23 protein-coding genes are annotated in these 23,640 nt (G+C 38.1%); 2 read left to right on the top strand and 21 right to left on the bottom strand.

The window, feature by feature from the left end; genetic code table 11:
* Nucleotides 1-91 precede the first annotated feature (91 nt).
* From JR347_RS08155 to JR347_RS08100, 12 genes are all read right to left on the bottom strand, one after another.
* Nucleotides 92-856, bottom strand: a complete 765-nt coding sequence (locus JR347_RS08155; RefSeq protein WP_205723556.1) for a cell division protein FtsQ/DivIB — start codon at nt 854-856, stop codon at nt 92-94.
* On the bottom strand, nt 849-2,243 hold the full coding sequence (gene murC / locus JR347_RS08150) for a UDP-N-acetylmuramate--L-alanine ligase (protein ID WP_205723555.1): 1,395 nt from the start codon (nt 2,241-2,243) through the stop codon (nt 849-851). The genes JR347_RS08155 and murC overlap by 8 nt, the downstream gene beginning before the upstream one ends.
* The gene (murG, locus tag JR347_RS08145; RefSeq protein WP_205723554.1) at nt 2,240-3,346 is read right to left on the bottom strand and encodes an undecaprenyldiphospho-muramoylpentapeptide beta-N-acetylglucosaminyltransferase; all 1,107 of its coding nucleotides are present in this window, start codon (nt 3,344-3,346) and stop codon (nt 2,240-2,242) included. The genes murC and murG overlap by 4 nt, the downstream gene beginning before the upstream one ends.
* An 88-nt stretch (nt 3,347-3,434) precedes the next feature.
* Nucleotides 3,435-4,595, bottom strand: a complete 1,161-nt coding sequence (locus JR347_RS08140; RefSeq protein WP_205723553.1) for an FtsW/RodA/SpoVE family cell cycle protein — start codon at nt 4,593-4,595, stop codon at nt 3,435-3,437.
* Nucleotides 4,592-5,878 (bottom strand): UDP-N-acetylmuramoyl-L-alanine--D-glutamate ligase, encoded by a 1,287-nt coding sequence (murD, locus tag JR347_RS08135; RefSeq protein ID WP_317192622.1) that lies wholly within the window; start codon nt 5,876-5,878, stop codon nt 4,592-4,594. The genes JR347_RS08140 and murD overlap by 4 nt, the downstream gene beginning before the upstream one ends.
* A gap of 119 nt (nt 5,879-5,997) precedes the next feature.
* A complete protein-coding gene (gene mraY / locus JR347_RS08130) occupies nt 5,998-7,206 on the bottom strand; it encodes a phospho-N-acetylmuramoyl-pentapeptide-transferase (protein ID WP_205723552.1) in 1,209 nt (402 codons plus the stop codon).
* A 2-nt stretch (nt 7,207-7,208) separates the two neighbouring features.
* Nucleotides 7,209-8,672: a UDP-N-acetylmuramoyl-L-alanyl-D-glutamate--2,6-diaminopimelate ligase gene (locus JR347_RS08125; RefSeq protein ID WP_205723551.1), complete on the bottom strand. Its 1,464-nt coding sequence runs from the start codon at nt 8,670-8,672 to the stop codon at nt 7,209-7,211.
* Nucleotides 8,672-10,762, bottom strand: coding sequence for a penicillin-binding protein (locus tag JR347_RS08120; RefSeq protein ID WP_205723550.1), 2,091 nt, complete (start codon nt 10,760-10,762; stop codon nt 8,672-8,674). The genes JR347_RS08125 and JR347_RS08120 overlap by 1 nt, the downstream gene beginning before the upstream one ends.
* Entirely contained in the window at nt 10,752-11,123 is a 372-nt protein-coding gene (locus JR347_RS08115; protein ID WP_205723549.1) for an FtsL-like putative cell division protein, read from the bottom strand. Before JR347_RS08115 ends, JR347_RS08120 begins: the two co-directional genes overlap by 11 nt.
* A 2-nt stretch (nt 11,124-11,125) precedes the next feature.
* Nucleotides 11,126-12,046: a 16S rRNA (cytosine(1402)-N(4))-methyltransferase RsmH gene (gene rsmH / locus JR347_RS08110; RefSeq protein ID WP_235689776.1), complete on the bottom strand. Its 921-nt coding sequence runs from the start codon at nt 12,044-12,046 to the stop codon at nt 11,126-11,128.
* Entirely contained in the window at nt 12,039-12,482 is a 444-nt protein-coding gene (gene mraZ / locus JR347_RS08105; protein ID WP_205723548.1) for a division/cell wall cluster transcriptional repressor MraZ, read from the bottom strand. Before mraZ ends, rsmH begins: the two co-directional genes overlap by 8 nt.
* Before the next feature lie 208 nt (nt 12,483-12,690).
* Complete coding sequence (locus JR347_RS08100) at nt 12,691-13,833, bottom strand: CaiB/BaiF CoA transferase family protein (RefSeq protein WP_205723547.1); 1,143 nt, start codon at nt 13,831-13,833, stop codon at nt 12,691-12,693.
* 136 nt (nt 13,834-13,969) lie between these two features.
* Here JR347_RS08100 and mnmA point away from each other — a divergent pair, with 136 nt between their 5' ends.
* Complete coding sequence (mnmA, locus tag JR347_RS08095; RefSeq protein WP_205723546.1) at nt 13,970-15,157, top strand: tRNA 2-thiouridine(34) synthase MnmA; 1,188 nt, start codon at nt 13,970-13,972, stop codon at nt 15,155-15,157.
* Here mnmA and JR347_RS08090 read toward each other — a convergent pair whose 3' ends face one another.
* The 8 genes from JR347_RS08090 to JR347_RS08055 all read right to left on the bottom strand — a co-directional run bounded on the left by JR347_RS08090 (nt 15,158) and on the right by JR347_RS08055 (nt 22,129).
* A complete protein-coding gene (locus JR347_RS08090; RefSeq protein WP_205723545.1) occupies nt 15,158-15,727 on the bottom strand; it encodes a DUF502 domain-containing protein in 570 nt (189 codons plus the stop codon).
* Between the two features lie 67 nt (nt 15,728-15,794).
* Nucleotides 15,795-16,406 carry an NADH:ubiquinone reductase (Na(+)-transporting) subunit E gene (nqrE, locus tag JR347_RS08085; protein WP_205723544.1) on the bottom strand — a complete coding sequence of 204 codons (612 nt, stop codon included), beginning with the start codon at nt 16,404-16,406 and terminating at the stop codon, nt 15,795-15,797.
* 5 nt (nt 16,407-16,411) lie between these two features.
* Nucleotides 16,412-17,086 (bottom strand): NADH:ubiquinone reductase (Na(+)-transporting) subunit D, encoded by a 675-nt coding sequence (locus JR347_RS08080; protein WP_205723543.1) that lies wholly within the window; start codon nt 17,084-17,086, stop codon nt 16,412-16,414.
* Between the two features lie 25 nt (nt 17,087-17,111).
* A complete protein-coding gene (gene nqrC, locus JR347_RS08075; RefSeq protein WP_205723542.1) occupies nt 17,112-17,873 on the bottom strand; it encodes an NADH:ubiquinone reductase (Na(+)-transporting) subunit C in 762 nt (253 codons plus the stop codon).
* Nucleotides 17,860-19,059: an NADH:ubiquinone reductase (Na(+)-transporting) subunit B gene (locus JR347_RS08070; protein WP_205723541.1), complete on the bottom strand. Its 1,200-nt coding sequence runs from the start codon at nt 19,057-19,059 to the stop codon at nt 17,860-17,862. Before JR347_RS08070 ends, nqrC begins: the two co-directional genes overlap by 14 nt.
* Nucleotides 19,060-19,069: 10 nt before the next feature.
* Nucleotides 19,070-20,434, bottom strand: a complete 1,365-nt coding sequence (locus JR347_RS08065; protein ID WP_205723540.1) for a Na(+)-translocating NADH-quinone reductase subunit A — start codon at nt 20,432-20,434, stop codon at nt 19,070-19,072.
* A gap of 103 nt (nt 20,435-20,537) precedes the next feature.
* Nucleotides 20,538-21,251, bottom strand: a complete 714-nt coding sequence (gene cmk / locus JR347_RS08060; protein ID WP_205723539.1) for a (d)CMP kinase — start codon at nt 21,249-21,251, stop codon at nt 20,538-20,540.
* 191 nt (nt 21,252-21,442) lie between these two features.
* A complete protein-coding gene (locus tag JR347_RS08055; protein WP_205723538.1) occupies nt 21,443-22,129 on the bottom strand; it encodes a hypothetical protein in 687 nt (228 codons plus the stop codon).
* A gap of 63 nt (nt 22,130-22,192) precedes the next feature.
* Between JR347_RS08055 and JR347_RS08050 the strand changes: the two genes are divergently transcribed.
* A complete protein-coding gene (locus JR347_RS08050) occupies nt 22,193-22,486 on the top strand; it encodes a hypothetical protein (RefSeq protein WP_205723537.1) in 294 nt (97 codons plus the stop codon).
* A gap of 23 nt (nt 22,487-22,509) precedes the next feature.
* Here JR347_RS08050 and JR347_RS08045 read toward each other — a convergent pair whose 3' ends face one another.
* Nucleotides 22,510-23,595 carry a hypothetical protein gene (locus JR347_RS08045; protein ID WP_205723536.1) on the bottom strand — a complete coding sequence of 362 codons (1,086 nt, stop codon included), beginning with the start codon at nt 23,593-23,595 and terminating at the stop codon, nt 22,510-22,512.
* Between the last annotated feature and the right edge of the window lie 45 nt (nt 23,596-23,640).

The raw sequence follows: 23,640 nt of genomic DNA, 5'->3' as shown, positions 1-23,640 counted from the left end.
TGTTTAATACTTTCTTTTCGTCTAAGCTTTAAGCTATTAGCTACAAGCTTCAAGCCTTTTGCTTAGAGCTTACAGCTTACGGCTTATAGCTTTATTCAGCTATCACCTGATCTTTATATTCCAGGTTAATTCTGCTGTAGGTATTCCACCCCTTCTGAGGGAGTACCTTTTTGTAAAAAGCCTTTAGCTTCTTAAACTTCTGCTTCACATCCTCAGGCTTCCCAAACTCCACAATCTGCTTTGTTACCTGTGGGTAAAGCGTTACATACAAATCCTTGCTTATATCGATTTGTGCTATCTGAGCGCTCCAAAACTTATCGTTATAGATAAATTGTAGCAGCTCATAAATTTTCTGCCCCTCTTCCGTTTCTGTTAAATCGTGCTGCATCATCTCTTTCATATAGCTTCCACTTAAAATCACAGCTCTCGATGTGTATTTTGTAGATGTTGGAAGAATCGCACCGTCCAATGCCACATAACCATTGGCCTTACCAGGCTCCAGTATTCTGGCAAAAGGTCTTCTTAACTCTGCGTTTACCAGCAGATTGCCTTTTAAGTCTTTATAGATCTCGGCTTTTTTAATAAACTTTTGAGTTTTCACTCGGCCTTCAATCTCTTTTAGTTTGATGTCTTTAAAATGTGTGCCCAGCAGTACTTCTTCACCATTTTTTGTCATCATTCGCATGATGTCATTTTCATCTATAAAGAAGTTGTTTTGCTGATTCGTGAGCTTGATAATAATATCCTGACACTTTTCGCCCTCTTGCTTTCTGCTACCAAAGCTGATTAGGGAGAGCATCAAAATGGATACCACAGCAACCTTCACCCCTTTACCTATTTTCAGTTTTTTAAGCATGGTATTTCTCGTTTAAATGTTCTTTAATCGGTTCTACCAGTTTGTCGATATCGCCCGCACCGATGGTGGCGATCACTTCATAGTTTTCATTTTCAAGGTGGTTGAGCAACTCTTCTTTGTTGATCAATACCTTCTCCGTTTGCATCTTGTCGTAAATAATTTTTGATGTTACCCCTTCAATAGGCTCTTCCCTTGCCGGATAGATATCCAGTAATATCACTTCATCAGCCAGGTCAAGGCTTTCGGCAAAGCCGTCTACAAAATCTCTTGTTCTGGTAAAAAGGTGCGGCTGAAATATGGCCGTCACCTTTTTATCAGGGTACATGAATTTGAGTGATTTAAGAAAAGACTCTATCTCCGTTGGGTGGTGAGCATAGTCATCCACAAAAATTATTTTCTCTGATTTGATGATGTACTCAAATCTTCTTTTTACACCACGGTAGCTTTCAATGCCCGCCCTTACTTCCTCTGGGCTCAGCCCTAAATCAAGGGCTACAGCAATGGCTACAGTAGCATTTTCAACATTATGAAAACCGGGAACGCCAAGCATAAGATTATTAATATTGCACTGCTCATCACAATAATTGAATTCAAAAAAACCATTACACATGGTAATATTGCTGGCAAAAAATTGCCCCCGGTTTATGCCATAGGTATGTGCTGATCGATTATAATCATCACTTACTAATTCTTTGGCTATTTTTTCATTAATAAAGAGTTTACCAGAGGCTTTCACCTGCTTGATAAACGCCTTAAAAGAATCTTCTAATTGTGTTTTATCTCCATAGATATCCAGATGGTCTGCATCAGCAGAAGTAACAACTGCCACATCCGGATGAAGCGTTAAAAACGATCTGTCAAACTCATCTGCTTCCACCACGGCAATAGACTTACCGTCTTTGTTTTGGTTGGCGATGTAGTTAGACTCATAATTGGTAGCAATGCCTCCTAAAAATGCCGTGATATCTCTGCCTGCATGTTTCAGCAAGTGGGCGATCATGGAAGAGGTCGTAGTTTTTCCGTGCGTTCCCGCAACTGCTACCAAATGAAATTCTGAGGAAATCATGCCCAGCACCTGCGAGCGCTTGAACAGCTCAAAGCCATTATCTTTAAAATAATTTAGCTCTTTTTGATGCTTAGGTATGGCTGGAGTAATGATAATTAATGACTCCTCTTTGTTTTGTTTTACCGCATCAGGAATATTGGCTACATCATCATCAAAATGAATAGCTATTCCTTCCTCAATAAGCTTGTTGGTTAAAGAAGTAGGCGTACGGTCGTAGCCGGATACTGCAAAGCCGTTATGGTTAAACCATCTGGCCAAAGCACTCATCCCGATACCTCCGATACCGATGAAATAGACGTTATGGTATTTATCTAATTTCAATTGATAATTCGCATTACTTCTGATACTATATCTTTTGTAGCATTAGGCTTCCCCATTTTTTTAAGGGCTGCGCTAAGACTCGCTTGTTTTTCTTTATCACCTAAAAGGTCTACTACATTGTTCATCAGGCTTTTTTCTGATTCACTATCACGGATTAAAATAGCTGCACCGTTTGTACATAGCGACCTCGCATTTTTTGTTTGATGATCTTCAGCCACATTGGGTGAAGGCACCAGAATGGTAGGTTTGCCTACCAGGCACAGTTCGGAAATGGACAAAGCCCCGGCTCTGGAAACCACTACATCTGCCGAGGCATATGCCAAATCCATTCTCTTAATAAACTCGTGCACTTTTATGTTGCTACCATAATCAGCAGCCACATTTTTCATATCGTTATAATAAAATCTGCCTGTCTGCCATAGCACCTGGAACCCGCCTTTCACTACCTTATCTAAATGACCGGCAATACTTCTATTGATTGTTCTGGCTCCAAGGCTTCCACCCAACACTAATACTGTTTTCTTATTCGGATCTAATTCAAAATGCTGAATAGCCTCATCTCTTTTGTTTTCTAAAGAAAGAATATCGCTTCTCACCGGGTTGCCAGTAAACTTGATAACATCTTTAGGGAAATATTGCTCCATCCCCTCATAAGCCACACAAATGCTTTTAGCCTTCTTACCAAACTTCTTGTTAGTTAGGCCTGCATAAGAATTCTGCTCTTGAATTAAGGTTGGCACTTTACGAGAATTTGCCGCAAACATCATGGGCCCACTTGCATAGCCGCCAAAACCAAGTACTGCATTAGGGCTGAACTTTTTAACAATACCAATTGCCGAGAAGAAACTATGAATAACTTTAAATGGTAAAAGTAAATTTTGAATGGTTACTCTTCGTTGCAATCCGCTAATCCAAAGCCCTACAATTTTATAACCTGCCTCTGGCACTTTGGTCATCTCCATTTTACCCTGAGCACCTACAAACAAAATTTCAGAATCAGGGTGCTGACTTTTTATCTCATTAGCCACCGCCAATGCAGGATAAATATGTCCGCCTGTTCCGCCTCCGCTTATGATGAATCGATATGGTTCTTTACTGGTCAACTGGTTACTTGTTTCTGGTTTCTGGTTTCTGGTTATTGGTTATTGGTTATTAGTTATTAGTTAATTGCTCATTGTTAATTGTTCATTGTCACGCTGCCCTTGCTATGTTTTTAATTTCTCCACCTGCACTCTCCCATGATGAGTCAGTCTCGCCTCTGCTCACGCTTAAAATAATTCCGATTGAAAGTCCTGTAAATAATAAGGAAGTACCACCCATACTGATTAATGGAAGTGGCAAACCTGTAATTGGACCCAAGCCCACCACTACACCCATGTTTACCATGGCTTGCAGTACTAGTGCAAAGCTTAATCCGGCCGAAAGCAAGCCACCAAACGCTCGTTCACTATTGGTGACTGCCTTCATGCCTCTGGCTAAAAGAATTAAGTATAGAATGAGTACTACTACCCCTCCCACAAGGCCATATTCCTCAACGATAATGGCATAAACGAAATCGGAATATGGGTGTGGAAGAATATTTCTTTGTTGGCTATTACCCGGACCTTTGCCTAAAATGCCACCTGTAGCTACTGCTATACGTGCATGTTTTGCCTGGAATGGTAGTTCATCACCATTAATAAAGCTTTCAATCCTGTTCTTAGCTGTTTCGCCTCTTACACCAAAAGTTAATGCTACGCTACCAGCCATAATACCTACAAATACAAGCATTGCCAGATATTTGATTGGCACCCTACCTATGAACATGATTAGCATGCAAGTAGCAAAAAGTAAGATGGCAGAAGATAAGTTGGTTAATGCAATTAAGCCGCATATCACTCCACACCAGATTAATATTGGAATGAAAGACTCTTTAAAGTCTTCAATGTTCTGCTGACGCTTGGAAAGCATACTTGCCAAGCTGGTTATCAGGGCCAAACTGGCTAGATCAGAAGGCTGAAAAGATGCATTGATAATTGGTAACTGAATCCAACGAGAGGCATTATTCAAGCTAACACCGTTGGTAAATGTATAAATCAACAACGGGACACTAATCCACAATGCAAATCTTGATAGTTTAGAATAGTATCTGTAGTCGATCTTATGGGCAAACCACATAGCTCCCAAGCCTACAAACACTAATAGAGTGTGTTTAATCAGGTAAGATTCCGGATTGATCATTCGCTTAAACGCCAATGTTCCGGTGGCACTATACACTACCAAAATACTAATAAGCGATAGTGCAAATACTACTACCCAGATTACCGGATCGCCTTTTAAATTATCGTCTACCCAAGCTTTTATCTTATTCATTGTTCTAAAGCTTTAGTCTCAAAATCATTTTTCAATTCTCTTACGGCCTGCTTAAACTGCTCGCCTCTGTCTTCATAGTTTTTAAACAAATCGAAGCTTGCGCAAGCAGGAGATAATAGAACCACATCATTCGTTTGCGCATATTCCAATGCTGACCTCACGGCCTGATGAATGCTATCTGTTTCGAGCATATTCACTATTTGATTGTGAAATGCATCTCTCAATTTCGAGTTATCCTTACCAAGACACACCAGTGCTTTTACTTTGGCATTTACTTCGTCCATGATCAGGCTGTAGTCATTGCCTTTATCTACACCGCCTGCTATCCACACCAAAGGCTCAGTAAAGCTTGCCAACGCATATTTTACAGCATCTACATTCGTGGCTTTGGAGTCGTTGATAAATCGTACGCCATTGATGGTATCAACATACTCCATTCTATGTGGAGCATTTTTAAAGGTTTTTAGTCCTTGTCTGATATCAGCTTCACTTACGCCCATGATTAAGGCAGCGTGTATGGCCGACATCATATTAATGGCATTGTGCATACCTAAAAGCACTGTTTCACTTTGAGGTATCTGAATTTGGTCATTGATTTTCATCACCATTTGATCAGATACATCATCGAGTGTAATTGGAACTCGCTTTACAGGCGAAATATATCTTGATAATTTATCAGCAATCAGCTCATTATCAGCGTAATAGATAAAGTGATCATTCTGGCCGGCCTCTTTTATAATTCTAAACTTGGAGCTTACGTAATTCTCAATTTTATACTCATACCTGTCCATATGGTCTGGAGTGATATTGAGTAAAATGGATATATAAGGCTTCAATAAATAGCAACCATCCAATTGGAAGCTGCTCATCTCTACCACGAAGTAATCGTATTTGTCTTCTATTACCTGCTTAGCCAAACTATGACCCACGTTACCTGCCAAGCCCACATTCAGACCAGCCTCTTTTAAAAGGTGATAGGTTAATAATGTAGTGGTAGTCTTACCGTTAGTGCCTGTAATGGCGATAATTTTTGCTTTGGTATAAGAAAAAGCAAATTCAATTTCATCAACAATCTTTATTCCTGCCTCTCTTATCTTTTTTACTATTTTGGCTGTTTCAGGAATTCCTGGACTTTTAATAACTAGACGTGATTCAAGAATCTTCTTTTTAGAATGACCACCTTCTTCAAATTCTATCCCTTTCTCAACTAATTGAGACTTGTATTTATCGGCTATTATTCCATAGTCTGAAACAAACACATCATACCCTTTAGCTTTAGCCAGTAAGGCTGCTCCTGTTCCGCTTTCTCCTGCTCCTAATATGGTTACTAAATGTCCTATTTTTTTAGTTGTTAGTTGTTAGTTGTTAGTCTTTAGTCTTCGTTATTCGTTATTCGTTATTCCTACCTCAATTTCAATGTGGCTAGGGTCAAAATCGCTAATAATATTCCTACCATCCAAAACCGTGTTACGATCTTTGATTCATGTATTTCTAATTTTTGATAATGATGATGCAATGGAGACATCAGGAAAATTCTTCTTCCTTCTCCGTATTTCTTTTTTGTGTATTTGAAATAGCCCACCTGCATCATGACAGATAGACTTTCAATTAAGAAGATGCCACATAATAATGGCAGCAATAATTCTTTACGTACAATTAGGGCAAGTACAGCTATCACTCCACCTATCGTTAAGCTTCCAGTATCACCCATAAATACTTGTGCTGGATAAGAATTGTACCAAAGGAAACCAATGCACGCACCTACAAATGCCGCACAGAAAATTACCACCTCACTGAGGTTAGGGATGTGTAAAATATTTAGGTAATCACTAAAGTCAACACGGCCAGAGAGATAAGCGAAAATGGCTATTGTGAGACCAATGATTGCCGATGTGCCGGCAGCAAGCCCATCTATTCCATCGGTCAGATTAGCTCCGTTAGAAACAGCAGTAATAATGAATATCACCACAAACACATAAATAATCCATGTGAAGTCGTGCGATAAAAACGGCACTAATGCATCATAATCAAATTCATTATCCTTTAAGAAGGGAACAGTTGTTTTAGTAGATTTTACATCTTGATATTCTCTTACTACTTCATTTTGTTCGTTTACTGTAGCCTCATCGTACTCTCTCACCACCACGTTTTGGTTAAAGTAAAGAGTGAGACCAACGATTAAGCCTATCGAAACCTGACCTACGATTTTGAATTTACCGGCCAGTCCTTCTTTGTTCTTTTTGAATACTTTAATGTAATCATCCATAAAGCCGATAAAGCCCAATGCCAGTGTAACGCCAATAAGAAGCATGACATATACATTCTCTAGTCTGGCAAAAAGTAGCACCGGAATAAGAATAGCGCTGATAATGATGAGCCCACCCATGGTTGGTGTACCTTTTTTGGCCATCTGACCTTCCAGACCTAAATCTCTGATGCTTTCGCCAACTTGCTTTTTCCGTAGAAATTCAATTAACTGCTTTCCAATTAAAATGGTAATTACCAAAGACAAAACTGCGGCCATGCCGGCTCTGAACGAGATGTATTGAAATACACTCGCCCCTATCAGACTATATTGTTGTTCTAAATAATCAAATAGGTAGTAGAGCATAGTTAATTAGCAAAAAGGTTTAACATTCGTCCTAAAACTTCTTTATCATCAAAAGGGTGTTTCACTCCTTTGATCTCCTGATACTTTTCATGGCCTTTACCTGCCACTAATATGATATCATTGTCACCAGCCAACAGACAAGCTGTTTTTATAGCTTCTTCTCTATCGACTAGCACTACAGTCTTTTTATAATCAGCAGGGCTAATGCCCTCTTTCATATCTTTTATTATTGCTTCGGGATCTTCATCACGAGGATTATCAGATGTAAAAACCACCTTGTCGCTTAGTTTGCAGGCAATTGCCGCCATGAGCGGTCGCTTCGAAGTATCTCTATTGCCGCCACAGCCTACCACTGTAATTACTTTCTCATTCCCTGTTCTGAATTCAGCGATGGTTTCCAATACATTTTTCAATGCATCCGGAGTGTGCGCATAATCTACAATAGCTGTGATTTTTGCATCCGTTTCCACCACTTCAAAACGGCCTTCTGCACCATCTAAAGATGATAGTGCCGTTAGTGTATCTTCTGAATCCTCACCAAGCAACACTGCCGCACCGTATACAGCCATCAGATTATAGGCGTTAAAATCCCCTATCAACTTGAACCAAACATTCTTATTATCAATCTCCAGCTCTATGCCTTGAATAGTATTCGATATCATTTTAGCCTTAAAATCGGCTACACTTTTAAGTGCGTAAGTTTGTTTACTGGCCTTTGTGTTTTGAAGCATAATGGCTCCACGCTTATCATCAGAATTTACCAAGGCAAAGGCATCGCTACTTAATCCATCGAATAACTTTTTCTTAGCAGTGATGTAAGCATCAAATGTTTTATGATAGTCTAAGTGGTCGTGCGAAATGTTGGAGAAAATGGCTCCTGTAAAGTTCACTCCGGCCACTCTGGATTGATCTAAAGCGTGTGAACTCACTTCCATAAAGGCATAATCACAACCACGATCAACCATATTTGCTAACAGTTCATTCAACTGTAATGCATCAGGCGTTGTGTGACTTGCCGGAATAATATCATCATCAATTTTATTCTCTACTGTTGATAATAAACCAACTGCATAGCCCAACTTGCGATAAAGCGTAAATAAAAGCGTGGCGATGGTAGTTTTACCATTTGTGCCGGTAACACCCACCAATTTTAACTTACTGCTAGGGTTACCGTAAAAATTAGAAGCAATGATACCAAGCGCAGCAGCACTATCCTTTACGGCAACATAAGTGGCTGAAGAACTTATTTCCTCTGGTAAGTTTTGGCAAACAATAGCAACAGCACCTTTAGCAACTGCCTTGGTTATAAAATCATGACCATCTGCTTGAGTACCTTTAACAGCAACGAATAAAGAGCCCTTTTCTACTTTTCGAGAATCAAAACACACAGATTTAATATCCATAGTCATATCTCCTGATGCAGAAATCAGTGATACTTTATATAATATGTCTCTTAATTCGGCCATTAACTCAATTCAATAACTATTCTGCTTCCTTTAGAAATTCTTACTCCTGGCAGCTTAGATTGTCTAATTACTCTACCTTTTCCTTTTACTTCAACCTGCAATCCGTTGCTTTCTAATACAAAAAGTGCATCTCTCAATGTCATACCATTTACATCTGGCACCAGGTTTTCTGCCATTTTATTTTCTTGCCATTTTAAGGAGTTGCCGTAAACCTGAGTTCTTACCCAGTCCTTTTCAGTTGCTGAATGATTAGAAATTCCTAATTCGTTGCACAGCAATTTCAAGTCTTGATGATTGCCTGAACGAATGACAGGGAAAATGCCGGCTTCAGCTATAAATTCTTCCGGAAGAGGCTCATGCATATCCACATCTCTTGAATAAATATTATCAGCTATTTCTTTGAATACAGGGGCAGCCACATTGCTACCGTATTGCCTCCACCCTTTCGGATTCTTAATTACAACTACAGCACTATATTTTGGCTGGTCAGCCGGAAAATAACCGGCAAATGAGGTGATGTATTTCTTTGTATATCTGCCATTTTCAAGAATCTGGGCGGTACCCGTTTTACCGGCAATTTTATAGTGATCATTCTTAATATTCATGGCAGTGCCTCTTTCCACCACACCTTCCAGCATCAATCGAAGTTTAATTAAAGTCTCGTCCGAACAGATTTTATCATTCAATACAACAGGCTCATATTCTTTGATAGTCTTGTCAGCTCTTTTTACTTCTTTCACGAATATTGGGCGAATCATTTTGCCACCATTCGCTACAGCATTGTATAGTGCCAGAGTCTGAATTGGTGTTAACTCTAAGCCATAGCCATAAGCCATCCATGGCAGCGTAATGCCACTCCAGTCTTTATCGGTTGGTCTTTTAATTTTAGGAATACCCTCACCTTTAATTTGTAAGCCCAAAGGCTGCGAAAGGCCTATTCTGTCAATTTCATTCACAAATACGGATGGATTCTTGCTGAAGTATTTATCTACCAACTTAGCCATGGCCACATTGGAAGAAAGCTCAAAAGCTTCTTTAACAGTGATAGTTCCATAACCGCCTTCCTCGTGATCTCTAACCGTATTTTTATAGAATTTCTGAACACCCTTTCCAGTATTAATGGTATCCTCTAATTTGATATCGGTATTCTCGAGCAGGGCAATCATTGTTGCCAGTTTGAATGTAGAACCAGGCTCTCTTAGTCCGCCAACTGCATAATTATAACGCTCGTAGTAATACCCTTTGCTGTTTCTGCTCAAGTTGGAAATGGCCTTAATCTCACCAGTTTTTACTTCCATTACCGCCACTACACCATAATCTGCTTCATGGTAATCCAAAGCTCTAAGCAAAGCGGTTTCACTTACGTCTTGCAGGTTAATATCAATGGTAGTTTCAATATCATACCCTTCTTCAGACTTGATTTCCGTCCCGTCAAAAACTGGTTTCCAGCTGCCTCCGGCTATTCTCTGATAAAGTGCTTCCCCGTCAGTTCCTGCTAACTCTTTATTAAAGCTATACTCTAAACCAGCACCTCTGTCGTTTTCATTTACAAAACCGATAGTTCTGAGGCTTAGATTGGAAAAAGGCCTGAAGCGTTTATCTACTTTTTCAAAAATGACTCCTCCTTTGAGTCTGCCTGCTCTAAAAATCGGCCATTCTTCCAGCAATTTCTTTTCTTGGTAACCTATGGTTCTATTACTCAGCACAGTGTATTGCCTGTTCGCTTCGCGCGCATTCCTAAGCTCACGTTTATACGCCTCAGCACTTTTATTTCTAAAGAATTTTGAAAGTTTTATCGATAAGGAATCCAAGCCGGCCACAAAAAGCTCATCAGAAGCTATAGTGGCATCAAAAGCCACCTTATAAAAAGGTAGAGAAGTTGCCAACAAGCTTCCGTTATCACTATAGATGTTACCTCTAGTTGCTTTAACCGGTCGGTACTGAAAGCTCATCTGATTTGATAGCTCTTTCCACTTATCGCCCTCAAAAAACTGAATGCGACCCACCTTAACGGCAACAGCGGTCGCAAATAGAAAGACTAGCAGAAATGCTATCCGTACTCTTAGTAATATGGATTTCTTAATGTTCATCCTTGAGCACTACTTTTTCGGGTGGTTGAAGACTTTCTTTAATTCCGAGTTCAGCGACATTTTTTGCCACCTCAGATTGTTTGCTGGCAAACATATAATCTGACTTAAGAGTAGTGTAATCTGCTCTCAAATCTTCCACTTCTTTTTCCAGCGCATCAATTTTTCGAACATTCTTTTCAGCAAAATGACTGTTGCCTATGTAGAATAAGGCAACACCTGCCAGAAACAACACATAAGGCATGTATTTAACAGGAATGCCGCTTTCAAAGGCAGCATCAATCTTCATCATATTTTCAACCCTCGAAAAGATGTTTCTTCCGTTGCTGCTCTTACTTTCGATTTTAAATCTATTTGCTGCCATTTTTATACTTTTTCAGCCACTCTCAGCTTAGCACTGCGAGCTCTGTTATTTTTACTTTTCTCTTTTTCAGTAGCCTCAATGGGCTTTTTATTAATTGCTTTTAATGGCTTTAAAACATTGCCATAAAAGTCTTTTTCCATTTCACCACTTACCTTGCCCTTCATTATATAATTCTTCACTAGCCTATCCTCTAAAGAGTGATAAGACATAACCACCAATCTCCCTCCTTCACGTAGTACCTCTCCCGTTTGCTCCAACATTTCCTCCAACACCTGCAGCTCACCGTTCACCTCAATCCTGATGGCCTGAAAAACCTGAGCGTAGTATCTATTTTCTTTACCCCTCTTCGCAAACTTTACAAGCACATCCTTCAAATCTTGTATCGTAGCTATTTGCTTGTTGATTCTTGCTGAACATATTGCTTCCGCAAGCGTCTTGGCATTTTTAACCTCACCATACATTCCAAAAATTTTATGAAGCTGTTCTTTGGAGTATTCATTAACTACAGTCTTTGCCGTCAACTCGGCCGACTGGTCCATTCTCATATCTAATTCAGCATCAAAGCGTGTAGAAAAACCTCTTGAGGCTTCATCAATTTGATGAGAAGAAATACCTAAATCAGCTAAAATTCCATCGACCTGTTTTACACCATAGGCCTTGAGGTACCTTTTCAAATACCGGAAATTGCCATCAATAAATGTGAAAGAACGTGTATCAAATTCATTGGCATTCTCAGCGGCATCTGAATCTTGATCAAATGCATAGAGGTGGCCATTATTTAATTTTTTTAGGATTTCTCTTGAGTGACCACCGCCACCAAAGGTTAAATCCACATAAATCCCATCTGGATTTATATTGAGTCCTTCGATGCATTCTTGAAGCATTACTGGATTATGGTATTCATAACCCTCCTGCTTACTCATCAAGGTACTTTTGAGCTAATTTTGAAAACTCAGAAGGGTCATTAATTAGATTCTCCTCGTAGAGTGATGGGTTCCAGATTTCCACTTTATTACCCATTCCCACCACTACGGCATCCCGGTCTAACTGAGAATAACCTAACATCAGTTTAGGAATAAGTAACCTACCGGCACTGTCCAATTCAACTACCGAACTTCCTCTAAAGAAATTCCTCTGAAGTTTTCTATACTCTTCATTGAATTCACTCAACCCGGCAATTTTTGAGTAGATTTTTTTATACTCTACCATTGGATAAAGTATTAGACAAGGCTCGAAACCTCTACGTATAACCAGCTCATTACCAGATGCTTCTGGTAAAGCAGACTTAATCTTTGCGGGTAGAACTAACCTACCTTTCGCATCGATCTTGCACTCATATTCGCTGGTGAAAAATGCCATTATTGATTGAATTCTATGATTCTAATAAACAAACATAGAAAAATATTTGACATAATCCACCACTTTCTACCACTTTACTCCACTTTTTTACATTTTCTTACATAAAAAGTACACCAAGCGTATAAAACCATCTTCAATGGCTAGAATTGAACTATTTCTAAGATGTAGCTTTAAATGCTAAATGAAGTAAATGGTCTTAAACAGGCAATTAAGAACCTTTTTGCTCTAACGATTTCAATATTTCTTGCGTATGCTGCCCCAGGTGTGGTGGTGGGAGAATGTGGGAGGAATTTTTTAATTGACCTGAATTTGCAATGAATGTTTTAAGTCCCTGAAGTTTATTTGATTCAAGTTTTATTAATTCGCCATACAAGTCAATAGCTTCTGACACCTTATTTACAATACCTGCTGGTATATTCTTTTCATTGAATGAGTTCATTAAATCAGAAGATGTGAATCTTAAAAAACTATCCTTCAAATAAGAATAAAGTTCATCTCTATTAGTTACACGAAGTACATTACTCGAGAAGTTTTCTTTTAATTCTAAATCCAGTACAGATAATAGCTTTGAGAATTGTTGATCACTTCCAATGGCTAGAATGATCTGTTTATCATCCATAGTTTTGAAGAGTTCTCCATATGGTGCAATATTCGGATGCTTAGACCCTTTCCTTTTTGGCTCTGCCTTGGCAACCATGTAATTAGTTGCCTGATTGGCCAGAGAGGCCAACCCAGCCTCGATTAAAGACACCTGAAAGTAGCTTCCTTTGCCTGTTTTTAATTTATTTATGTATCCGAGAAGTAATGCTTCTTTTAACTGATGCCCAGCTAATAGATCCATCATGGCAACAGGCATTTTAGTAGGCTCTCCCCCTTCTTCACCATTCATATTCATAAATCCAACTTCCGCCTGAATGATGGCATCATATCCTACTCTTTCGGCCAACGAACCATAACCAGTGATTTGGCCATAAATTAAATCATCATTAATATGCTTCAATGAGGCATAATCAACCTTTAGCTTCTTATCATCTCCAGGCTTATAACTGGTTATAACTATGTCAGCACCCTCAACTAATTTATAGAGTACCTCTAACCCTTCAGATTTAGTGATATCAAGTGCCAGGGATTTTTTACCCCAATTGATGCAAGCGAAATAGGCTGAAATATCATCTGTATTTTCGTTAGCACCTTTCCAGGATCTTGTCACATCCCCATTAGTTTTTGGATTTTCAACCTTAATCACTTCAGCACCTAGCTCAGCAAAAAACTGCCCAACACTAGGCCCGGCCAGCACTGAAGCAAGTTCTATTACTTTGAGGTCTTTAAAAAAGGATGATTGGTTTTCCATAAAATGCTATCTGCTTATTTGGTTTTGCTAACATAAAGAATAAAGCACTTAATTATAACAGAATATATTTTTTGACAATATCGAGAACCATTTGATCGATAATATCATTTAATCTTAATATATCTAACTTTGCATTATGAAAAGAGTGGTAGTCGGCATGTCCGGTGGTGTAGATTCAAGCGTAGCAGCATACTTACTTCAAAAACAAGGGTATGAAGTAATAGGTATGTTTATGAAAAACTGGCATGATGATTCTGTAACCATCAGTAAGGAATGCCCTTGGCTTGAAGATTCTAACGATGCAATGATCGTTGCCCAAAATCTCGGTATACCATTTCAGGCCATTGACTTAAGCAAAGAATACAAAGAGCGTATTGTAGATTATATGTTCGATGAATACAGTAAGGGCCGTACACCAAACCCTGACGTGCTTTGCAATAGAGAAATTAAGTTCGACATTTTTTTAAAAGCGGCCATGCGCTTGAAGGCTGACTATATCGCCACAGGACATTATTGTAGAAAAGGAGAAGAGGTAATTAATGGCGAAACTCGGTATAAGCTTCTTGCCGGAGTAGATGGAAATAAAGATCAAAGCTATTTTCTGTGCCAACTTACTCAGGAGCAATTATCAAAAGCACTTTTTCCTATAGGTGAATTAACAAAGCCTCAGGTAAGGGAGATTGCCAAGGAAATGAATCTTGTTACAGCCGATAAAAAGGATAGTCAGGGTTTATGTTTTATTGGAAAAGTACGCTTACCGGAATTTTTACAGCAGCAGCTCAAACCCAAAAAAGGGAAAGTAATTGAAGTACCGGCTGATTCTCCCATTTACAAAGAAAAAGCATTAGTCACAGACTCTACCCAACCAAGTTTAACAGAAATAACAGATGGGTTTACATATAAAGAGTCTGACGGCAAGGTAGTAGGTGAGCATTCTGGTGCGCATTATTTTACTATTGGGCAGCGTAAAGGTCTTAATATTGGAGGTACGCCTGAACCATTGTTTATTATTGAAACTGATACAGAAAATAATATAATCTATACCGGCCAAGGTGAAAACCATCCCGGACTTTACAGAAATGGCCTATTTATCACAAATGAGGATATCCATTGGATTCGTCCTGATTTAGAACTAGAAGTGGGTGAGTCAAAAGAGTTTGATTTACGTATCAGGTATAGACAACCGCTAGAAAAAGCCACTCTTTATAAAGAGCCCAATGGTATTTATGTTGTGTTTAATCAGCCTCAAAAAGCCGTTGCTCCAGGGCAGTTTGCCACTTGGTACAATGGTGAAGAATTAATTGGGTCTGGAGTGATTAACTAACTACTTCAGATCTTCCAAACCACTTACACCGCCACTTACAACGAACTTCATGGCTGCTGTTGAAGACATTTTTAAAGGAGTAATATATTCCTGCTTCACCAAAAATTGATTACCAGACCATGCATAAGAATGAGGCATATATACTGAAATATATCCCTCCATACCTAGCTTCTCTAAACTGTCGTTGGTAATAAACCCTACTTTTAATAGTATTCCAGATTCATCAACTTTCACCAACACGGGGCGGTTAAACTTCTTTTGATCTCCTACAAATGCACCAATCAAGTCTTTGAGTGATGTGTAAATTATATTCACCAACGGTATCTTGATAAAGTATCGCTCAAAAAATTCAAAGAATGGCCTTGTGATGAAGAAGGAAGCCAAGTAGCCAAGCAATGTTACTGCAGAAAGTATAACAACCAAGCCTAATCCGGGGATATCAATAGGTATTAAACCGTCAACCCAGTCTAAACTTTGGAATATTACATACACCGTAAGTGCAAATGGAACTACAAAGAGTAAACCTCTGAAAAAATAGGTAAGTATTCTATTTATCGTGAATTTGGACATGATTGAAACTTTTAGACATAAAAAAAGGGCTTATTAAAAGCCCTCTAATATCTGAAATATTTATCTCTTATATGGCTATTCCTATAAACGACTTAAAAGCAATACCCATTAATCCAGTAATAAGCATAGTGATACCAAGTCCTTTTAGCCCGTCAGGTACGTTAGAGTATTTTAATTTTTCCCTAATAGCAGCCAGTGCAATAATTGCTAGCGCAAAACCAGTTCCGGAACCGAAGCCAAAAACAGAGGCTTCAGCAATTGTGTAATCTCTCTGAACCATAAATAAAGACCCTCCAAGTATTGAACAGTTTACTGCTATAAGTGGCAAGAATATACCTAAAGATCCATAAAGTGCTGGCGATACTTTTTCAACAACCATTTCCACTAACTGAACCATGCCAGCAATAATGGCAATGAACATGATGAACTGTAAGAACTCCAGGTTGATGTCTCCAAATCCGGCTCCTAACCAGGTTAGTGCACCTTCTTTTAATACATACTCCTGTATTAACCAGTTAATTGGTACAGTAATACTCAATACAAATATTACAGCCGCACCAAGCCCTATGGCTGTGCTTACCTTTTTAGATACTGCAAGAAATGAACACATGCCTAAGAAATAGGCAAAGATCATGTTCTCAATAAATATCGATTTAATTCCTAAGCTTACTAATTCCATAATTATTAATGCTCTACGTAACCAGTTCTAGATCTCTGAACCCAAATTAAAATACCTAATATCATAAATGCACCAATGGAGTCAACCATCAATCCATTTGTTGGGAAGTTCATAATTCCTGCTGCCTCAAATACTTTAAAATCGAATACAGAACCAGAACCAAATAACTCTCTAAAAAATGCTACTGTCAGGATTATCCATGCATAACCAAAGCCACTTCCTAATCCATCAAGGATTGAATCGTATGGCTTATTGCCCATAGCAAATGCCTCCAAACGACCCATTACAATACAGTTGGTAATAATCAGACCAACAAAAGCTCCAAGAACTTTATACATATCGTAACTGTAAGCTTTTAACACTTCACTTACTAACGTAACAAGTGTAGCTACTACAGCTAATTGCACGATAATACGTACTCTACTAGGAATGATGTTTCTCATTAATGAGATAATCAGGTTGGAAAACACAATTACAAATACCACGGCAATAGACATGATAAGTGTAGGTTCCATTTTAACTGTTACCGCCAATGCAGAACAGATACCTAATACCTGAACCGTTATCGGGTTATCCTCATTAAGAGGGTCAGTGATTAATCTCTTTCTACGTTTCGAGAAAAGCTCTTCTTTTGGTGTTTGAACAGCTGTTTCTTGTTTTTCTAAAGTTTCAGTACTCATATTATCACTTTAACTTATGTCAAAATTATATTTTAGCCAGATTACCTGACTTCACTTTGTTGAAGTATGACTTGTAATACCCTAGATACTTCTCTAGCATGGCATTAACTCCTCTTCCGGTAATCGTTGCTCCAGACATACCATCCACCTGATGTTCAGTTAGACCTGAATTTCCTTCGCCTTTCACCATCGATACAGAAACTAAATTCCCATTGTCATCGAGTATTTCTTTCCCAACATACCTGTTCTGAATTTCAGGAGTTGATATCCTCGCTCCCAGACCAGGAGTTTCTTGCTTATGATCGAATGAAGCACCTGCAATTGTATTTAAATCATTTTTCAGAGCCACATAACCCCAGATTTTATCCCATAGCCCAGCACCATAAAGTGGCAGGATATAGGCATCAACCTTATTAGGATCATTTTCGTTCATATATTTAAAAACAGGATATTGTCTGTCTTCAGGAGCTTTTTTATAATTCTTCAAAATACTTACCTCTTCAGCTACAATGTCTCCTCCTCTTTCGTTCTTTTCAATTACTTCTCCATTGATGTCCACTACTAGTGACTTAATTCTTTTATCATACAAACTAAGTACTTCGTCTCTATTCAATTTAGCTAATTCTGCCCTGTCCATTACAGAAGAAAGTATCTGGCTCTTAGTATCAAGCTCTACAGACTTCTTTTGAGCAGGTGCTAAACCCTGAGAAGCTAAAGACAGTAACCCTCCAACAACTATTGTTAGGGCAGCTGTAAATAATATAATGTAACCGTTAGACTGTTGCACGTTGTAACCTCCTTTTCTTGTTAGCGTTCACTACAAAATAATCAATTAATGGGGCAAATACATTCATTAAAAGTATTGCCAACATAATACCTTCCGGATAAGCAGGGTTGAATACTCGTATTACCACGGTAAGCATACCAATTAAAATACCATAAACCCATTTGCCACTTTCAGTTTGTGATGCCGTTACCGGGTCGGTAGCCATATAAACTGCACCAAAAGCTAAACCACCTATAACTAAGTGATACTCAGCAGGCATCAGCATAAATTCATTCACTCCAATTGCATTCATTAAAAGACCCATCAGATAGGCTCCTCCAAATACACCGGTAATGATTTTCCAGCTACCAACACCTGTAATTATAAGGATAGCCGCACCAATTAAGCACATTAGTGTAGAAGTTTCTCCAATACATCCAGGAATAAATCCAAAAAACAGATTTGAAAAACTAAATAAGTTATCAGCCCATCCGGCTCCATAGCTTCCTAAAGAAGCAACAACGTTTTCACCATTAGTTACAGCATTGGCACCAATAGATAGCGGTGTTGCGCCTGAATAACCCGATACTGCTGATCCATCACCAAGGTATGTCCACACATCACCCGAAATTTGGCTTGGGTATGCAAAGTATAAAAATGCTCTTGCAGTAAGTGCCACATTAAGCACGTTCATACCTGTACCGCCAAAAGCTTCTTTCGCTATTACAACGGCAAATACAGTGGCTAATGCAACTTGCCACAATGGAATATCTGGTGGCATTACCAAAGGAATAAGCATCCCTGTAACCAGGAACCCTTCATTAATAGGGTGTTGCCTGATTGTAGCTATTGCGAACTCAGTACCCAAACCTACCACATAAGACACCACTACAATAGGAAGAACCTGGATTGCTCCTACCAGAATCATATCCATGAGAGCTGCCTCCTGGCCTAGTGCCAAAAAGTGCTGATACCCTACATTGTAAATACCGAATAATAAACATGGAATCATAGCGATGATCACGGTCATCATCATACGCTTCATGTCTATCGCATCTCTTATTTGTACACCTTTAGCCTTTGTTGTATGGTTAGGTGAAAAAAGTAATGTGTCGTGAGCTTCATAAATAAAGTAGAATTTCTCCCACTTACCACCTTTCTCAAAATGTGGTTTTATTTTATCAAGTTGATCTCTTAAAAACTGCATGCTTTACTTATTAACTATATTGAATAAGATCTAATCCTTCTCTAACAATGCTTTGTACATCGTGTTTAGAAACATCCACGAATTCACAAAGAGCCATGTCTTCTTCTATTATTTCATAGATACCAAGTGCTTCCATATCATCAAAATCTTCAGCTAAAATAGCTTTTAACAGATATGTAGGAAGAATATCCATTGGCATCACCTTTTCAAACACACCTGTTTGAACAAATGCTCTTGGTTCTCCTTTGGCATTGGTATCAACAACAAATTCTTTATTCTTATTTAGGAATGACAACAACCCAAATGCTCTTTGGAAACTTAACTTATTAGTTGTTGGCTTAATCCAACCAAACATCTCATAATAATCTCCTTCTGGTATTACCGTTACCTGATGATCGAAGAAACCAATATGTCCATTGTCTTCAATTTTTTCACCTGTAAGCACATTTCCGGAAATATATCTCACATTGTCGCTCTTAATATTGTTAGCGATCATGTTTTTGATAGATGCTCCAATGTATGTTTTGTAGTACTGAGGGTTACTCACTTCAGAGCCTGTTAAGGCAACGATTTTAGAAGCATCATAAACTCCATCAAGGAAAAGTTTTCCAATCTGAATTACACCATACGGATTGATAGTCCAAACAATATCTCCTTTATTAATAGGATCGATATGATGAATTTGTACTCCAACATTACCTGCCGGATGTGGCCCCGTTACTTTATTTAACGTGGCATTCTTGGCATGAGAGAAGATTTGTGAAACTTCATTCTCGCCATGAATATTTAGATGGATAGTACTCTCAGAGAATTTCTTAAGTATATCCAGACCTGCCTGAAAATATTGTTCATTTCCTTTAAAAAGCACATCATAGTCTGGTGCTAAAGGGTGTGAATCAAAGGCAGAAATAAATATTGACTTTGGTGACTCTGACGGATCAGCAATAACACCATAAGGTCTTTGTACGAGGTTTACCCAAGTTCCTGACTTGAGCATAATTTCCTGGGCTTCATCTCTTGATAAGTTGGTGATGTCAGATACAGAGAACTTTTTGTGCTCTACTGACTCCACTTTTTTATCTGCAAGAATTACTACTTCTAGTAACTTTCTTTTAGCTCCTCTTTTGATTTCAACCACTTCCCCACTTACGGGTGCTACGTGCATCACCTTATCATTCTTTTTATCAAAAAGAATGGGTGTTCCCGCTTTCACGTTATCACCTTCATCGACCATTAATTTTGGTCTCAAAATTCCGTGAAAACTGGTGGGTTTATAAGCGAAAGTTTCTGGTTGTTCTATATCGGCAACTTTCTTTTCTGCTTTGCCAGCTAGGTTAATATCAAACCCTTTTTTTAGCTTGATGAATTTAGACATGCTTTCCTGTTAGATTCAAATCTATCGATGAAAAATCGAAGTCAAAATTAATAATTTTTGCTACAATAAAAATCGATTAGTTTAATTTAAGTCAAATAAAATTCTACTCTTTTTCAAGTTCTAATTGTGTACTATCACCATCAAGTATTTTACTTAATGCAAGGTTTACTACTTCCTCAATTTGTTCTTCCAATGTTCTGAAAGTGGTATCTACAATGGTTGCATCTTCAGCCTTAACTAAAGGGCTTTCTTTTCGAGTGGTATCAATCCTGTCACGCTCTTTTAAGTTCTCCATTATTTCCTCCAAACCAATCATCTGCCCCTTATCAAGAAGCTCTTGTTGCCGTCTGCCAGCTCTTACATAAATATCAGCATCCATGAACAATTTTAGCTCTGCATCAGGAAACACAACGGTTCCAATATCTCTACCATCCATCACAACCCCTTTTTTCTTACCAAGCTTTTGCTGTTGGCTAACCATCTCTACTCGCACTTCCTTGATCATACTTACCTGACTTACCTGCTTGGAGATGTACATTTTACGAATTTCATCTTCCACATTAAGCCCGTTCAGATACGTCTCGTTTAAACCAGTTTTGTCATTAACAATAAAGGTGATATCAATGTTTTCCAGTGCTTTCTTAACTTCCTGAGTATTTGTAATACTCACATGGTTCCTATCAAAATAGAGAGTAACCGCCCTGTACATAGCGCCTGAATCTATATAGGTATATCCTAATACTGATGCCACTCCTTTAGCTGTAGAGCTTTTTCCACAAGCAGAATATCCATCTATAGCAATTACAATTTTCTTCATTAGCTAGCAGTCTTTTTGTGGACAAGGGATGGGTTTGCCTGGTTTTATTTTACCATTTCTTTTTTGTGTTGATGCACATGATAAAAGAAATAGGCTTATCAAAAAGGAAAGAATAATTTTTCTGGTTACCATCAATACAAATATAAGCACATGTAAACGGCTAAGGCAATCTCAAAGACTACAATTACTAATTAATCCAATTTCTGTTGATAGCTCATTTGAAAGCCTATCTTATAACCGCCACCGAGCGCTTGTGTTTTTTCTATTTTTTGATGTAACGATATTACTCGAATATCTGGAAATGGAGCCGTAACTAGATCATTATCAATGCATTGACTCATCACTAATTGTGAGACAATGTTCAAGTCTGTATTGGTTACAGGTTTTTCAGAAACATTTTCATACATAAAACTTAGCTGCCTCTCTCCTTCCACCAGAAAGTGATTTTCATAATTACAAAAGAGTCTGGCGATTAAATAACCTGGATCATTGAGCCGATTGTATTTGAATGAGTCTGCCATAAAATTATAAATATTAATCTGCCCCAGGTATTTACGCATTTCATTCTCTTGCACGTAAGGGCTTTTGTTATATCGATGGGCAGCATCCAAAACAATAATATTTGTATGCAGTATAAAAACCAATAAGTCTCCCGCTACCTTCACATGAAATTCCTGATCGTTAATCTTGGTTACTGATAGCGTAACTCCTTTATCTTTTTCGGTAAGCTCTTCATTTATTTGTTTAACCACATTCTTTGCTTCTTTTTCTAACGTTTTGAAGTTGTGGCATAAGTTGCGGTAAGTTTCCTGTTTAACAGAAGATTTAGTTTCTATTAATCTGGCTATATGTTTTATAGGATCTTGTTGTAATGACATAGCATGAAATTAAACTAAAAAATTATTTTACGTATACTTAACTATAATTAAGAGTAACAAGTTATGGGTAGACGACCAGAAGGAAAAGCCGAGCATTTATTTAAAAATCTGGGTAAGAAAATAGACGAACTAATTTCGGATATTAAAAAAGGAACTGATGATCCCAGGTTTAAGGACCGTTTTGAAGAATTAAAAAGAAATGGCGAAAAACTGAAAACTGAATTTAACAGCTTTAAAGATGATCATCATGAAATATTTGATGATATAGATAAGTCTTTTGAAAAGGCTGGCGAAGAAATTAGAAAAGCGTTTAGTGAAACATTTCGAAAAGGTTCTAAAAACAAAAAGGAGGCTTAAGCCTCCTTTTCAATTATTGATATTTAACCCCAGGTTTCCACTTCATCTTCAAAGCTTTCAAATTCTTCTATTACCGGAGCTAAGATATCCTCCAGTTTTTCTTTAGAACCATCAGCATATTTAACATAAGCGACATCATACTCTTCACCGTCTTCAATTTCAGTTACAAATACAATGTCTCCAATTTTATTATTATTGTCGAATAGAACAAGTTTCACAAAGTTGTTGTAGTCAACATTCTCAGAAGACTCAATACCCTCTACATTAATATTACCGGAAATCTTAAGGCTTCTATAGGTAACAGCACCTTCAAGGTTCTTAACTTCTTCTTTCGCTGTATTTACGAAAATTATTTTTGTACTGGTAGACATGATAACTTCTACTCCTTCTTTGATAGTAAAGTTAGCAGTTGTGCTTGCTGAACTACTGTCATCCACTGAAATGGCAAAGGTATATGGCATTAAAAACAAACTGATTGTTCCGGAGATGGGATCACCATCATTATTATATTCGGCTGAAAATACCAATTCAATTTGCTTAGTTCCATCAACAGATAAGTCAGCAGACACATCTGTTGGCATATAATACACTTCAAACTCATCTTCAAATTGTTCTTCTTCGAAAGATGTAATTCTTAATTGGGCGTTATTGGTTGCAGAGCCTTCTGCCGGGAACTTGATAACAATGATCTGACCTTCGCTGCTTGTTTTTTCAAACTCTTCAATAGAAGCATTCCATTCATAGACACCTACATTGGCGGCAAAATTAAACCCGTCTTCATCTGTTCTTGAAAAACCTACTTTTTTAGGTGAGAATATAGTTTTGAAAGAAGCCGCTCTGTTCTTAAACCATTCTTTTGTTGATTCGTGATCGACTCTACCATTAAAAGGATCACTTAAACTTGTGAGAGAGAACAATTCACCTACTGCTTCTATTCCCTCCGACTGGGTTATACTCACAATATCAGTCGTAAGATCATCGGAAAAATCATCCATTGATTCTTTAGCCTCAACAACACCTAATTGTGGTGTACCAGACTCATCATCATCACCACATCCTGTGGCAATAAGAGTCATTACGCAAAGCATATAAATGCTAAACTTTTTCATTTTTGTTTTTTAGTTAAAAAGTAACTTCAGAGCGTTTAAACGGTG

Source organism: Fulvivirga lutea (assembly GCF_017068455.1).
GTDB classification, from domain to species: domain Bacteria; phylum Bacteroidota; class Bacteroidia; order Cytophagales; family Cyclobacteriaceae; genus Fulvivirga; species Fulvivirga lutea.
The sequence above is the reverse complement of the archived record's forward strand: the minus strand, read 5'-3'. Positions and strand labels throughout refer to the sequence as shown.